Here is a 12,616-nt window from a genome sequence, read left to right as displayed (position 1 = left end):
CCATGATCGCCAGAGAGCTGCCCGCAGCCTTCGATCCGGTCTTCACCCTGGAGAACCTGTCGGTCTTCTACGGCGACTACGAGGCGGTGCGCGGCGTCGACATGCGCATCGCCCCCCGCGAGATCACCGCCATGATCGGCCCTTCCGGCTGCGGCAAGAGCACGGTGCTGCGTTGCCTCAACCGCATGAACGACCTCATCCCGGGCGCCCGCATCGCCGGAAAGATCACCTACCACACCGAGGACCTGTACGGCGACCACGTCGACTCCATCGAGGTGCGACGCCGCATCGGCATGGTCTTCCAGAAGCCCAACCCGTTCCCCAAGTCGATCTACGACAACATCGCCTACGGGCCCAGGGTGAACGGCCTGCGCAAGGGGCTGGACGAGGTGGTGGAGCAGGCCCTGCACCGGGCAGCCTTGTGGGACGAGGTCAAGGACAAGCTCAAGCAGAACGCCCTGGCTCTGTCGGGCGGGCAGCAGCAGCGGCTCTGCATCGCCAGGGCCATCGCCGTCAAACCCGACGTCATCTTGATGGACGAGCCCTGCTCAGCCTTGGACCCGATCGCCACCAGCAAGATCGAGGACCTGATGCAGGACCTCGCCAAGGAGTACACGATCGTGATCGTCACCCACAACATGCAGCAGGCAGCCCGGGTGTCGGACAGGACCGCGTTCTTCACCGCCGAGGTGGACAAGGAAGGCGTACGGCACGGCCGGCTGGTCGAGTTCGACGCCACGTCCCGCATCTTCACCAACCCCGCCGACAAGCGCACCGAGGGCTACATCACCGGACGCTTCGGCTGACCAGAAGAACGAAGGGAGACGACACGTGAGCCATGCGACGGTGACACCCATGCCCGACCCGGTCACAGGCGACGAGCAACCACCGGTCCTGCTGGTGGCCGACCCAGAGGCCGACCTCGCCGCGCTGGCCGACTACGGCATCGTCGTTCTCCACTCCCGCGACGGACTGGACGCGTTGCTGCAGATCGGCACGACGCGTCCCGACGTCATCCTGATCAGCGCCCACCTTCCGTCGGTCGACCTGGTGGCACTGATCAGGACCCTGCGCAGAAACCGTGACGTCCCGATCATCCTGGGCGCCGGTCCTGCCGACGCCGAGATCGCCGTTCAAGGGCTGCAGGCGGGAGCCACCGCGTGCGTCGCGATCCCGTACCGCGGGCAGGAACTGCTACCGATCATCCAGTCCGCACGCGGCGAGTCGTCACTGACCTCAATTCGGGTGGGCGACATCGAGCTGGACAGAGCTGCCCATGTCGTCCGCCTTCGGGGCAGGGTCGTTCACGTTCCCTTGCGGGAGTTCGAGCTACTGCAGTTCCTGATGGCCAACAACGGCCGGGTGGTCACCAGGGAGGAGATCGCACACAAGGTCTGGCGCAGCACCACCTCGCCGCCGAACAACACCATCGCGGTCCACGTCAAACGGCTGCGGGCCAGGCTCGGAGACGACGAGAAGAACCCTTCGGTCATCCGGACGGTGCGCGGCCTCGGCTACCGGTTCACCGCGCCCGACGCCGACTGAGGCGGCCGTTCACCTTCAGATCACCCACGAGTCACCCTCAATACACTGATGGAGTGGAAAATAGGGAAGTGCCACTGATCGACCAAAGCGCCCTTCGTCTGGATGAGGACTGCCACACCATCGCGATCTCCGAGCCACTGTCCCGTTCGGAGGCCGAGAGTCTGGCGGGCGCGCTGAAGGCGGTGGCCGATCCAACTCGGCTGCAGCTGCTCAGCATGATCAGCGGCAGCGCCGCGGGTGAGGCGTGCGTCTGCGACCTCACCGCCCCGCTCGGGCTCACCCAGCCCACGGTGAGCCACCACTTGACGATTCTGGTCGAGGCCGGTCTCCTCAGCCGGGAGCGGCGCGGTAAGTGGGCCTGGTACGCCATCGTTCCCGAGCGCCTCGACGCGCTGCGCAGCCTGCTGCCGTAACTTTCTTCCAGGTCATGTTGAGCGTCAGGTGAGTGACAGCAATGACGACACCGCGTGTCAGTAGCAGAGTGTGATCGGCCTCCTAGTCCGTTAGGAGTGGGTCAGAGCGGAAATGAGCTACCGCCTTCTTGGTCAGCCACAGCCCAGCGCCTGGTCGATCTCCTCCTCTGCACTGCGCGACTCAATACCGGTTCCGCTGACTGCCCTGTTGTACGCTGCATCGAATTGCTCGCGACTTCCACTTCGGTGAGGACTACAGAGCTTCATCGCGATGGGGAAGGCCAGCAGCGCGTAGCAGATAACGGCCGTCCACCGGTTCCTCAACCCCGTAACAGTGCAGAAGCCGGCCCTTGGTAGCTCATGAGGACTGCCGACACCAGGATCACGATCACGGTCAGGGCACCGAGGAGGAGGATCCACACCCGACGCTCGATCCGAGGCTGCCGCCGCTGAATGGGGGCCGGAGAAGCCTCGCCGCACTCGATACGGTAGATCGTGGCGATGCGCTCGGCGAAGGCCGGATCCTCCCGCATCAGCGCTTGTTCGATCTCCTCCAGGATACGACGCTCATTGCCCGTCATACTCATTCGAATCAGCAGCACCTCACACATCTGAAACCCCACGTCGGGCTTCATCGCAGGCCTAGCGCGTGCCCTGCCGAGAGGGCGGTGGCGTCGTCGGCCGCGACGGTCAGCCAGGAGGTGCCGCCTTTGTCCGAGCAGAACAGGGACACGTCACCGATTTCGGCCATCCAGCTTGGTGCGGGCTTCAGATCGTGCGCATTGACCGCGCGGGGGAACTGACGATTGGAGGCGACCACCAGGATGCGGCGGCCGTCGGGGGCAGAGTAGCTGTAGACGGTTGCGGTCACCTCGCCCAGTGCCCGCTGGGCAGTGCCGCGCCACGCATACTCACCGATGCGTGGCACCGGCGGACCTGGCTGTTGCTGGACGGTGGGGGCGCCAGATCGCAGCAGCTGGGCCGCGGCTACCAGAGAGGCGGGCTGCTGTTCCATCAGCCTCGGCAGCAGCGCCAGGACGATGGCGATCGCCACCGCCGCCGCGCTGGCGAGGATCAGGGACGGCCAGCGCCTGCGGTCAGGTGCCTGAGCCAGGTCCGCGACCGACCTGATGCGCTCGCGTGTTGACGGCGGGGCCACCTGGCGCAGGGATTCGGCCAGCATCCGTCCCTGGCGTGCGGTGTTGGCCTCGCTCCAGCATTCGTGGCAGTCCAGCATGTGCCGCTCGAACCAGAGGCGGCGCCACGCGCTGAGCTCGTCGGCCAGATAGGCGGCGGCATCGCGTTCAGGATCGTGGAGCACGGGATTTCACCTCCTGTACGGCTTGCGCCAGCTTCTTGCGCCCGCGATGCACCCGCGCCAGGACGGTACCCCGCGGCGAGCCGACGACGATCGCGACCTCGGCCGCGGTGAACCCGCACAGATCCATCAGGATCACCGCGAGGCGCTGCTCCTCCGGCAACCGCCGCAGCGCCGCCTCGACCATCGACCGGTTGACCGCCTCGTTCTCAACGTCGGCTTGCCCGGGCGGATCGAAGGTCGGCTGCCAGAAGGTCTCGGCGTGGGTGGCGGTACGGCGGAGCCGGTCACGGCCCAGGTTGAGGCAGATGGTGGCCAGCCACGGGGCCGCCTTGCGCGGGCGGCGGCCGTCGATCCAGGCCGCCCAGGCCCGGGCATAGGTCTCCTGCACCAGGTCCTCGGCGTCCGCCTGCGCGGGCGTCAGCCGTCGGGCGAGGTTGAAGACCAGGTCCGCCGCAGGCATGGTGGCCCGAAGGAACCGCTCGTGCCGCTTGCTCATCTCACCGGGCAGGGGCGCGTTCGGCTGATCCGATCGCAAGGAAGCCCTCGTTTCGACGTACCCCGGATCCGTAGAAGGAGAACGACAGCAGTGTGCCGAACACCAGGTGGGCGAAGAGCTCGAACGGCTGGTTGGCGTCGCCGAACACCGGGAACAGCAGCGGCGAAAGGATCAGGAAGTTAACCACGTAGATCAGCCCGCCATACACGGTGCCGACCAGCGCAACGGTGCCGTTGGTGCGCAGCATCGGCGTGACCAGCCCGAACACGACGCCGAAGACGATCGACAGCGCCGCGTGCACGGCCAGGCCGACGCCGACGCTGGTCTGACCTGCCATGATCGCTTCCTTGCCGCCCTGCACGATGCTCGCGATCATGTGCAGCGGCATCTCGGCCTTACCGTTCGGCATGGTCGAGGAGAACCACATGGTGGCCCCGGCGAACACCATGCCGGAGACCAGGCCGCCTATCGCGCCGCGGGTGAGGCGGCCGGGCAGGGGTTCAGCAGCCATCACAGGCTCCTTCGCGAGATGTTGTTTCCCTGTTCGCCTGTACGGACGGGTGCGGGGCCGCGTTGATTGCAGCCGTCTTCCAACCCAGCGCGGTCCCGCCATGTGGAACTGTCAGGCGACCGGCACGGCTTGCCGTACCACGGGCAGGACGCTCAGCGCGCGAGGGCCTCCATGCGGGAGGACAGGTCGTCGGGCGGCAGGGAGCCGGTGAACACCTCGGCCGAGCCGCGCCGGTCGAGGAAGGCGAAGGCGGGCTGGCTGGTGACGCCGAAGGTGGCCCACACCGCCCCATCGGTGTCGACCGCGTGCGGCAGATGCCGCAGCCCGGTCTGTTCGACGAACTGTCGCATGTCCGCGACAGGCCCGCGCCCGGCCACGCCGATCACCGCAACCTCGCACTGGTAACGCGTTGCCCGGCCCACCTCTGGCGCCTCTGCCCGGCAGATCGTGCACCAGGGTGCCCAGAACCACAGCACGGCCGGCCGCCCCCGCAGGGAGGCCCCGTCAACGGTGCCGCCGTCCACGGCGGGCAGCCGGAACGCGAGCAGATCCGGCTCGGTCCTCGCGCAAGCGGTCAGCGCCAAGACCACGACAAGCAGACACGCGAACAACCTGGTCATCGCAGGATCTCCGTCTCAGGGGTGAAGGCCACCCAGGCGAACCAGAAGGTGTCGACGTGGTCGATCCTGGCCAGGCGGCGGCCCTTCATCGGCCCCGCGATCGCCTGGCCGAGCACGTTCCAGCGGCTGCCGCTCTCGCGGTCGGCGAAGTCTCCCGCCACCGCGGTGAAGTGCAGCCGCCGCCCGTCCACCACCGGGTCGAAGGCGCCGGTCGGGGCCAGCCGCTTCCCGAACGCCGGGCGACGACGCCTTCGACGGATCGGAAAACGGCGGCACCCGTATCGCAGTAGCCCCGCTGGGCGGCGGACGTGTCAGCAGCAGGGGTCGCGGTATCCACCGAAACCCCCAGTTCACCCGAACCTTCCGTGCCGAGACCTCAGTTGATCGTCCATTCCTGGAGTGCGGACCTACTCGTAGCCCACTCACGCTCCGCACTGTCTTCACGAGGGCGCGGACGCGGGCCGTAATCCTGTGTCAAAGGTCCGCGTGAGGGGCGAGGCGGGCGGCTACGCCGTGCAGGACGCATTCGAGCCCGTAGCCGAAGTCGTCGTCGCGGGTGTCGCTCAGGCTCTGGGCGCGCTGCTCGGCGTACAACCTTCGCAGTCGCGGATAGCCCTCTACGGCCTGCAGCGCGGTGGGCCACAGCCGGTCGGCCCATTGCTGTTCGCCTTGTCCGCTGCGGGCGAGCGTTGTCAGCCACGCGGCCTCGCTGGTCGAGGCGCCGATGATGTAGGCGACGACCGTGTTCATGGCCTGGTCGGCCGCCTTCAGCGAGAATCCGCCCTGTTCGAGTACGGCGAGCATGGCGTCGCTCAGCCGCAACACGTTGGGCCCCAGGTAGGCCAGGCCGGCCTCGCCGAGCACGGAGACGATCCATGGGTGGCGCAGGAGCGTCGCGCGCATGCTGTGGGCACTGCGGGTGATGGCCGCCTGCCAGCCCGCTGGATCGCCGGTGGCAGGCGCTTCGATCTCGCCGTAGACCTCGTCCACGACCAGTTCGAGCAGTTCGTCCTTGTTGGCCACGTGCGTGTACATCGAGGTGGCGCCGGCGTTCAGGCGGGTGCCGAGCTTGCGCATGCTCAAGGCGTCGATGCCCTCGGCATCCAGCAGCTCGAGCGCTGCGGAGACGATCTGCTCCCGGCTCAGCGCCGGCTGCTCGCGCCGCTGAGACTGCGGACGGGTCCACACCGATGGGAATGGCTGCTCGTCAGCTGGCATGCGGCCTCCTCGTCACTTCACGACCATGCCCTCGCACAGTGTACGGGTTGCTAACGGTGTACGGTGACCGTACAGTGTGCGGAGTGCCGAACGATGTACGGCACTTTGTGGCTTCGAAAGGAACTCCTCATGTCATCACCCACATTCGACGCCGCCCGCTGGCAGGCCCGGCTGGACGAGCTGCGCGCCGCCTACCACGTGCCGGGCGCGTCGCTGGCCGTCCTGACCGGCGGGACCATCCATGAGCTGGCCAGCGGTGTGCTGCACCGGGGAACCGGAGTGGAGGTGACCACCGACTCGGTGTTCCTGGCCGGCTCGATGGCCAAGGTCTACACCGCCACGCTCGTGATGCAGCTGGTCGACGCCGGCGACCTGGATCTGGACGCGCCGGTGGTGAGCGTGCTGCCGGAGTTCGCCACCCCCGACCCGGAGGCCACCAAGACGATCACGATCCGGCAGTTGCTGTCGCACACCGGCGGGATGACCACCGACTTCAACTACGACTCCGGCCGCGGGGATGACTGCCTGGCCAAGTACGTCGAGGCCGCCAGGGACGTGGCGCTGGACGTCCCGCCCGGAACGGGGTTCTCCTACGGCGGCGTCGGGTACGTCGTGCTCGGTCGCATCATCGAGGTGCTGACCGGCCAGACCTGGGACCAGGCGCTGAAAGACCGGCTGTTCGCTCCGCTGGGGCTGGAGCACTCGATGACGCTGCCGGAGGAGGCACTCCGCTTCCGCGTGGCGATGGGCCACATGGGCGCGCCCGGCAAGGACCCCGATCCAGCACCGGCCTGGGATCTGATGCCGCGCGGGGTCGCGCCGGGCGCCAGAGTCATCGTCTCCGCCGGCGACGTCGCCCGCTTCGCCAAGATGCACCTCGACGGCGGCCTCGCCCCCGACGGCACCCGCGTCCTGTCCGCCGACGCGGTCGCCGCCATGCAACGCCGCCAGGTCGACACCCCGGACAAGTGGACCGTCTCCGCCGACGGCTGGGGCCTCGGCTGGACCCTGCACGACTGGACCGGCGTCTTCGGCTTCGGCCACGACGGCAGCGCCGTCACCCAGCACTCCTACCTGCGCGTCATCCCCGACGCGGGCTTCGCCGTCGTCCTGCTCGCCAACGGCGGCGGCTTCACCCGGCTGTATGACGACCTGGTCAGGGAACTGGCGGCCGAGCTGGCCGGGGTGCGCATGCCGGACGCCTTCGCCCCGCCGGCGATCCTGCCCACCGTGGACATGACGCACCTGGTGGGCACCTACAAGCGCGAGGGCGTCATCACCACCATCTTCCAGACCGACGACGGCGGTGCGCGCATCCGCTACGAGTTCGTGGACGACATGAAGGACCTCTCCCCGCCCCTGGAGTCGGACCTGGTGCCGGTGTCACAGACCATGGACCGTACGGTATTCGCCGCCTCCGGCGGCCCCTACGGCGAGGACTACATCCCCGTTGTCTTCGCCACCCTGTCCAACGGCACACCCTGCGTGTACGTCAGCATGCGCGCCACCCCCAAGATCGCCTGACCCCTTCTCACCGGCCGGATGGGTCGGCGCCGCAGCGCGCTGACCCATCTCCTTCCCGGACGAATACGCCCGCAAGCCAACGGAGAGCACCACCATGCCCACCTTCGACACCCCCGACCCGATCACCGCCATCATCGACATCGAGGCCGGACACGTGACGATCGACGCCGGCGACCGCACCACCACACTCGTCCAGGTACGCCCGAGCGACGAGGCCAGCGACGCCGACGTGCAGGCCGCCGTACTGACCACGATCGAGTACACCGACGGGCGCCTGACCGTGCAGTCGCCGAAGAACAAGCTCCGCTCCCTCTTCGGCCGCCCCCCAGCGATCGAGGTGACGATCGAGCTGCCACAGGACTCCCACGTCGACGCCACCGCCGCGGCAGGCTTCCGCAGCCGTGGCCGCCTCGGCGCGGCCACCGTCCATACCGCCCCGGGCTCCATCCACGTGGACCAGGCATCAGGGACCAAGCTGCGCACAGGCGTGGGCGACATCGCGATCACCCGGGCGGACGGGCTCCTCGACGCGACCACCTCCTCGGGAAACATCCAGATCGGCACCGTCGACGGCACGGCCATCGCCACCACCGCCAGCGGCGGCATCACCCTCGGCGAGGCGACCGGCGATCTCCGCCTGAAAGCCATCAAGGGCGATATCATCGTCAACCGCGCCCTTGCCGCCGTCACCGCCAAGACCTCCACCGGCGACATCCGGATCGGCCAGGTGGCCCGCAGCATGATCGTGCTGGAGACCCGGCGAGGACAGCTGGAACTCGGGGTCAAGGAGGGCACCGCGACCCAGCTGAACCTCGACACCAGCCACGGCCACGTGCACAACGAACTGGACCAGACCGCCGAGTCCGGCGAGATCATCGACATCCGCGCTCGCACCGGGATCGGCGACATCGTCCTGCGCCACGCCTAATCTCATGGTGACCGGCAGGTAGCCGAGAGCGCCGTCGCAGGGTGATCGTTGCGACGGCGCTCTCAGTGGCGTGGGTGGACGACCCACACCTTCGGCTACCTGCTGTCAGAAGCCTCCGGCCACAACTCGGCTCGGCCTGCGCCTGGTGGCGCGACCAGGGTGGCTGGCCGGCGACCCGCTGCGCCGTATCCGCCGCCGCTCCCGGACCCCCGACCGCACTCGGGCGCTGGCTCGCGGCGACGTCGAGACCTTGCTCACCGCCCCCAATCTGGCAGACGTCGGGCGACCGCGAGAGCACGCTCCGAGCTCGTGCCACTGACCGAAACCACGACCCAAGCGGGCACGCCAGCGGCCGAATCCCGGCTGCTGCCGCCGACTGCGGCCACCGCGTTGACCGCACGAGCGCGCGATGAGCAGCTGCGCCGCCGGGCCAGCACCAGCCTGCTCGGCTTGACCGACCCCGCCTCGCCAGCCAAGCGAGCGAACGCCTTGCCTTCCGACCGGCAGGAGAATTGATGCCCCGGCACTTCGCGGGCCTGCACGGCGCCGCCACCCTGCCCACCAACCACTTCCAACTGGTCGGCCGGATCATCGGCGACCTGGTCGACCACCAGGCCACCGGCGTCGTGCACGGCCCCGCCGGGACAGGCAAAACGTACGCGGTCGAAGCCGCCCTGGAGACACTGCGCGACGGCACAGCCGCGGGCACCGCGACGACCATCGCGACGGTCAACCTGGCCTTCCCCAGCCGCCCGACCATGCGCCTCGTGGCCGACGAGTTGCTGCGCGCGCTGACCGGCTCCAAGGCACCCTCCAGCCGCAGCCGCTTCTACCTCACCGCCGCACTGATCGACCTGCTCACCGCCGCCCCGCGCCTGGTCGTCATAGACGAAGCCCAGCGGCTCACCGGCGACTGCATCGAACTCCTGCGCCACCTGCACGACCACCCCGACACCCGCTTCGCCCTGCTGTACGTCGGCGGCGACGGAGGCTGGGAGGTGCTCTCCCGCGAGCCGATGCTGCGCTCACGCGTCTTTCGCCGCCTGCCCTTCCAAGCGATCAAACACCTGCACCCCGTCGGGGAACTCCGAGGCCAGGTGGGCGGTGGCCACCCGAAGGGCAAGCCGCGTCTTGCGCGCGCCGGTCAGCGTCACCAGCCACGCACGCTCCACCAACCGCCCGGCCTCGGCCACCTCGCGTTGCCAAGCTGGTCATCTCGACGGGTAGATTGCCCGCGGCGGGCCTCCGTTGGGCAAGGGACCTCGCCACCTTGCGCCCGGGTGGAGGATCTTTACGAGGTCTGCGGTCAGGCGATAAACGGGGAAGCTCAATCCTAGAGGGCACGGTACGACGCGCCCGACTTCGTGAAGGGCATCCCCCTCGTGGCAGTCGGGCACGACCTTCCTCCTGCTCGCGGCCGGTCTGGTGCAGGCTGCCGGGCTGTCGATGACCGCGGGTGAGGGCGAACGCGCCCGGGAGGCGGAAGCGTCCCGGGCGCGCCCTGAGGTCAGCCCTGGAGTCCCGACTTCACCACCGCCTCGATCAGGTCCCACACCGAGCGCGGCGCATCCAGGAACGCGGGCAGGTCGCTGTGCCGGGCTTCGAGCAGCCCCGCGTTGATGTTGGAGAACATCGAGACCGTGTGCCCCGCCTGGTACGCCTCCAGCCCTGCCAGCAGCCGCCGCGCTTCGCCGAGAGGCACCGTCCGGTACTCGACAGGCCGCCCGAGCGCTCCGGTCAGTGCCAGCGCGAGGTCGTGCCCACCGACCGCGCCGAGCCCCTCCAGCTCGTACGTCCGCCCCGCATGCCGCCGGGGCACGCCCGCCGCCACGTCGGACCATGCCTCGGCCGCCACGCGCACGGCCACGGCGGCCAGGTCGTCACGTGCCACGACCGAGACCCGCCCGTCCCCGAACGGCGCCGCGAACACCCCGCTCTCCGCCGCCGAGACCGCGCCGGCGAGCGCCATGCCAGCCGCCACCTCGGCATAGATCCCGTTCCGCAGCATGGTCACATCGAAAGGCGCCTCGGCCAGGCGCTCCTCCGTCCAGCGATGCGCGAGCGCGATGCTGAGCCGCTCACCCGAAGCGGCCAGGCTGGTGTAGATCACGTGCTTGACGCCGGCGCCGGCCGCCGCCTGCACCACGGCGCCGTGGCGAGCCAGAACGACGTCGTCCTCGGCGTACCCGGCTGACACGAACACCAGCACGTCCGCCCCAGCGAACGCCTGCTCCAGCGTCTCTGGCCGGTCAAAGTCGGCGCGGCGCACCGCCGTCCCGTCGCCCGAGCTGCTGGCCCCGATCACCTCCAGCCCTTCGACGGCCCGCAGCCCGTCGAGGATCGCACCGCCAAGCGCTCCGGACACTCCAGTGATCACGATCATCTGAGACACCTCTACTGTGGATTCGCCAGGTGGACAGCCCCAGCATGGGCCCGGTCCCTCGCCCGCCGTAAGGAGGCACTCTCATGTCAGTCGCGCACACGGAGATAACCTCCCAGGCCAACGGCCCGTGCGGGGACGATGATTGCGGGATCCGCGACGTGCTCGACCGCATCGGCGACAAGTGGACGGTGCTGGTGATGGTCGAGCTGGGAAAGGGGGTGCGGCGGTTCAGGGAGCTACATCGGGCAATTCCCGGCATCTCCCAGCGGATGCTGACATTGACCACTCGACGGCTGTGCCGGGACGGTCTGGTCGAGCGTACGGCGTACCCGACAATTCCGCCGCAGGTCGAATACCGGCTGACGCCGATAGGCCGCAGCCTAGCCAAGATGGTCGAGGAACTGGCCGACTGGTCGCGGACGCACAAGGACGCCATCGCGGACGCCCGCGAGCAGTGGGACGTCGGCCATCCGGGCGACGGCTGAGCGGCTATCGGCAGTGCGGCGTCGACCAGCTCGTGCTTGATCTACCAGAAGATCCGGATGCCACCTCGCTTAGCTTGTTTCGTGCATTGGGGCCGAGCAGGGAGAAGATCGCGCCCTGCGCGACCTACAGATCGATGCCGTCGAGCACGACCTTGTCGCCGTCACAGACGACGGATCACGATGTCGCCGTTCCCGGTGCGAGCGCGCACCTCGACGGTCTCCTCGGACTGTTTGGGATTGCCGGCGGCCTCCAGATCGTTGCGTACGCTGCCGCGCTTTGCGCGGACGTCCAGCCTGGCGGTGGTGCCCTGCCTGACGCCGAGCTCCACCGGTCCGCGGTTGGTCTCGAGCACGACCGCGCCGCGCACCACCTCGCCGATCCGGATGCTGCCGTGGGCGGTCTTCGCCTCGACGGCGGCCAGGGCCCGGTCGACGGTGATGTCGCCGTTGGCCGTGTTCAGCTGTACGTCGCCGGTCACCTCGCCGGCGGTGATGTCGCCGTTGGAGGTCTGGGCCACACCAGTGCCGTCGATCGCGCCGATCCAGATCTTTCCGGACGAGGTGGTCACGTCGGTGTGCCCGGCCGACCGGCCGACCGAGATATCGCCTGCGGCGGTGCGCAGCTTCAGACTGCCGGTCTGATCGAGGCGGATGGAGCCGGCGGCGGTGTCGATGGTGGATTCGCCGATGCGGCCCTCGCTCGAAAAGCCCGCCGAGGCCTTCGCGTCAACGCGTGAGTCGCTTGGCAGCTCGATGGTCACGTCGATCGACGGGGGCCGGCCGAAGAGCGAACGGATCTTGTTCTTGGGAACCTGCACCCACAGCCGGCCGTCGGCGTACTCGACCCGGGTCAGCACGGCGGCCTCGACGTCGACGTCCTCGAACTCGTCGCTCGGACGTACCTCGACAACCGTGTCGGCGCGGTCGCTGGCGTGGATCCGGACGTGACCGGCCTCGATGTCGATGATGGCAGCGATCGGTTCGGGTGTGTCGAACGTTGGCATGGCGATGTCCTCCTGATGGCTTGAAGATCCGTCCCAGCCCGGGACGGGATGGCTGAGAGTGGTGTGGGCGGGTGCCGCTAGTGCACCCAGGCTGTGCAGCCCCGCTGCCGCCCTCGCTCTGGCCGGAGCGGCGGCCTCGGCCGTCGGGTTCGAGGACAGCGCACGCGG

General features: G+C 68.8%; 17 protein-coding genes. 8 read left to right on the top strand and 9 right to left on the bottom strand.

Features of this window, described 5'->3' with window-relative positions:
- Window positions 1-2: 2 nt before the first annotated feature.
- The 3 genes from pstB to H4W81_RS43065 all read left to right on the top strand — a co-directional run bounded on the left by pstB (window position 3) and on the right by H4W81_RS43065 (window position 1,958).
- Window positions 3-806, top strand: coding sequence for a phosphate ABC transporter ATP-binding protein PstB (gene pstB, locus H4W81_RS43075; protein ID WP_192780061.1), 804 nt, complete (start codon window positions 3-5; stop codon window positions 804-806).
- Between the two features lie 25 nt (window positions 807-831).
- Window positions 832-1,545: a response regulator transcription factor gene (locus H4W81_RS43070; RefSeq protein WP_318782435.1), complete on the top strand. Its 714-nt coding sequence runs from the start codon at window positions 832-834 to the stop codon at window positions 1,543-1,545.
- 68 nt (window positions 1,546-1,613) lie between these two features.
- Window positions 1,614-1,958: an ArsR/SmtB family transcription factor gene (locus H4W81_RS43065; RefSeq protein ID WP_192780060.1), complete on the top strand. Its 345-nt coding sequence runs from the start codon at window positions 1,614-1,616 to the stop codon at window positions 1,956-1,958.
- Window positions 1,959-2,278: 320 nt separating this feature from the next.
- Here H4W81_RS43065 and H4W81_RS43060 read toward each other — a convergent pair whose 3' ends face one another.
- From H4W81_RS43060 to H4W81_RS43030, 7 genes are all read right to left on the bottom strand, one after another.
- Window positions 2,279-2,593, bottom strand: a complete 315-nt coding sequence (locus H4W81_RS43060; protein WP_192780059.1) for a DUF3040 domain-containing protein — start codon at window positions 2,591-2,593, stop codon at window positions 2,279-2,281.
- Window positions 2,590-3,279: a zf-HC2 domain-containing protein gene (locus H4W81_RS43055; RefSeq protein ID WP_192780058.1), complete on the bottom strand. Its 690-nt coding sequence runs from the start codon at window positions 3,277-3,279 to the stop codon at window positions 2,590-2,592. The genes H4W81_RS43060 and H4W81_RS43055 overlap by 4 nt, the downstream gene beginning before the upstream one ends.
- Entirely contained in the window at window positions 3,263-3,775 is a 513-nt protein-coding gene (locus H4W81_RS43050) for an RNA polymerase sigma factor (protein WP_192781384.1), read from the bottom strand. The genes H4W81_RS43055 and H4W81_RS43050 overlap by 17 nt, the downstream gene beginning before the upstream one ends.
- A 1-nt stretch (window position 3,776) precedes the next feature.
- Window positions 3,777-4,286, bottom strand: coding sequence for a hypothetical protein (locus H4W81_RS43045; RefSeq protein WP_192780057.1), 510 nt, complete (start codon window positions 4,284-4,286; stop codon window positions 3,777-3,779).
- 152 nt (window positions 4,287-4,438) lie between these two features.
- Window positions 4,439-4,906: a redoxin domain-containing protein gene (locus tag H4W81_RS43040; protein ID WP_192780056.1), complete on the bottom strand. Its 468-nt coding sequence runs from the start codon at window positions 4,904-4,906 to the stop codon at window positions 4,439-4,441.
- The gene (locus H4W81_RS48140) at window positions 4,903-5,100 is read right to left on the bottom strand and encodes a DUF3179 domain-containing (seleno)protein (RefSeq protein WP_318782434.1); all 198 of its coding nucleotides are present in this window, start codon (window positions 5,098-5,100) and stop codon (window positions 4,903-4,905) included. Before H4W81_RS48140 ends, H4W81_RS43040 begins: the two co-directional genes overlap by 4 nt.
- Before the next feature lie 280 nt (window positions 5,101-5,380).
- Complete coding sequence (locus H4W81_RS43030) at window positions 5,381-6,124, bottom strand: TetR/AcrR family transcriptional regulator (RefSeq protein WP_192780055.1); 744 nt, start codon at window positions 6,122-6,124, stop codon at window positions 5,381-5,383.
- Window positions 6,125-6,253: 129 nt separating this feature from the next.
- On the opposite strand from H4W81_RS43030, the gene H4W81_RS43025 reads away from it, so the two are divergent.
- From H4W81_RS43025 to H4W81_RS43010, 4 genes are all read left to right on the top strand, one after another.
- Entirely contained in the window at window positions 6,254-7,648 is a 1,395-nt protein-coding gene (locus H4W81_RS43025) for a serine hydrolase domain-containing protein (protein WP_225959062.1), read from the top strand.
- A gap of 94 nt (window positions 7,649-7,742) precedes the next feature.
- Window positions 7,743-8,576: a DUF4097 family beta strand repeat-containing protein gene (locus H4W81_RS43020; RefSeq protein WP_192780053.1), complete on the top strand. Its 834-nt coding sequence runs from the start codon at window positions 7,743-7,745 to the stop codon at window positions 8,574-8,576.
- Between the two features lie 309 nt (window positions 8,577-8,885).
- Window positions 8,886-9,092 carry a hypothetical protein gene (locus H4W81_RS43015; RefSeq protein ID WP_192780052.1) on the top strand — a complete coding sequence of 69 codons (207 nt, stop codon included), beginning with the start codon at window positions 8,886-8,888 and terminating at the stop codon, window positions 9,090-9,092.
- On the top strand, window positions 9,092-9,913 hold the full coding sequence (locus H4W81_RS43010; protein WP_225959061.1) for an AAA family ATPase: 822 nt from the start codon (window positions 9,092-9,094) through the stop codon (window positions 9,911-9,913). The genes H4W81_RS43015 and H4W81_RS43010 overlap by 1 nt, the downstream gene beginning before the upstream one ends.
- 170 nt (window positions 9,914-10,083) lie before the next feature.
- Here the strand turns inward: H4W81_RS43010 and H4W81_RS43005 are convergent, their stop codons facing one another.
- Entirely contained in the window at window positions 10,084-10,959 is an 876-nt protein-coding gene (locus H4W81_RS43005) for an NmrA family NAD(P)-binding protein (RefSeq protein WP_192780051.1), read from the bottom strand.
- Window positions 10,960-11,042: 83 nt separating this feature from the next.
- Between H4W81_RS43005 and H4W81_RS43000 the strand changes: the two genes are divergently transcribed.
- Window positions 11,043-11,444 carry a winged helix-turn-helix transcriptional regulator gene (locus H4W81_RS43000; protein ID WP_192780050.1) on the top strand — a complete coding sequence of 134 codons (402 nt, stop codon included), beginning with the start codon at window positions 11,043-11,045 and terminating at the stop codon, window positions 11,442-11,444.
- 161 nt (window positions 11,445-11,605) lie between these two features.
- Here H4W81_RS43000 and H4W81_RS42995 read toward each other — a convergent pair whose 3' ends face one another.
- Entirely contained in the window at window positions 11,606-12,448 is an 843-nt protein-coding gene (locus H4W81_RS42995; RefSeq protein ID WP_192780049.1) for a DUF4097 family beta strand repeat-containing protein, read from the bottom strand.
- Window positions 12,449-12,616: the final 168 nt, after the last annotated feature.

This window comes from Nonomuraea africana (assembly GCF_014873535.1).
Classification (GTDB): domain Bacteria; phylum Actinomycetota; class Actinomycetes; order Streptosporangiales; family Streptosporangiaceae; genus Nonomuraea; species Nonomuraea africana.
The sequence above is the reverse complement of the archived record's forward strand: the minus strand, read 5'-3'. Positions and strand labels throughout refer to the sequence as shown.

Bases quoted from the DNA above. Each gene is read 5' to 3' on its own strand.
- H4W81_RS43030 (WP_192780055.1), bottom strand. From the start codon at position 6,124: ATGCCAGCTGACGAGCAGCCATTCCCATCGGTGTGGACCCGTCCGCAG.
- H4W81_RS43010 (WP_225959061.1), top strand. From the start codon at position 9,092: ATGCCCCGGCACTTCGCGGGCCTGCACGGCGCCGCCACCCTGCCCACC.
- H4W81_RS43005 (WP_192780051.1), bottom strand. From the start codon at position 10,959: ATGATCGTGATCACTGGAGTGTCCGGAGCGCTTGGCGGTGCGATCCTC.
- H4W81_RS43045 (WP_192780057.1), bottom strand. From the start codon at position 4,286: ATGGCTGCTGAACCCCTGCCCGGCCGCCTCACCCGCGGCGCGATAGGC.
- pstB (WP_192780061.1), top strand. From the start codon at position 3: ATGATCGCCAGAGAGCTGCCCGCAGCCTTCGATCCGGTCTTCACCCTG.
- H4W81_RS43000 (WP_192780050.1), top strand. From the start codon at position 11,043: ATGTCAGTCGCGCACACGGAGATAACCTCCCAGGCCAACGGCCCGTGC.
- H4W81_RS43050 (WP_192781384.1), bottom strand. From the start codon at position 3,775: ATGAGCAAGCGGCACGAGCGGTTCCTTCGGGCCACCATGCCTGCGGCG.
- H4W81_RS42995 (WP_192780049.1), bottom strand. From the start codon at position 12,448: ATGCCAACGTTCGACACACCCGAACCGATCGCTGCCATCATCGACATC.
- H4W81_RS43040 (WP_192780056.1), bottom strand. From the start codon at position 4,906: ATGACCAGGTTGTTCGCGTGTCTGCTTGTCGTGGTCTTGGCGCTGACC.
- H4W81_RS43060 (WP_192780059.1), bottom strand. From the start codon at position 2,593: ATGAAGCCCGACGTGGGGTTTCAGATGTGTGAGGTGCTGCTGATTCGA.
- H4W81_RS43020 (WP_192780053.1), top strand. From the start codon at position 7,743: ATGCCCACCTTCGACACCCCCGACCCGATCACCGCCATCATCGACATC.
- H4W81_RS43025 (WP_225959062.1), top strand. From the start codon at position 6,254: ATGTCATCACCCACATTCGACGCCGCCCGCTGGCAGGCCCGGCTGGAC.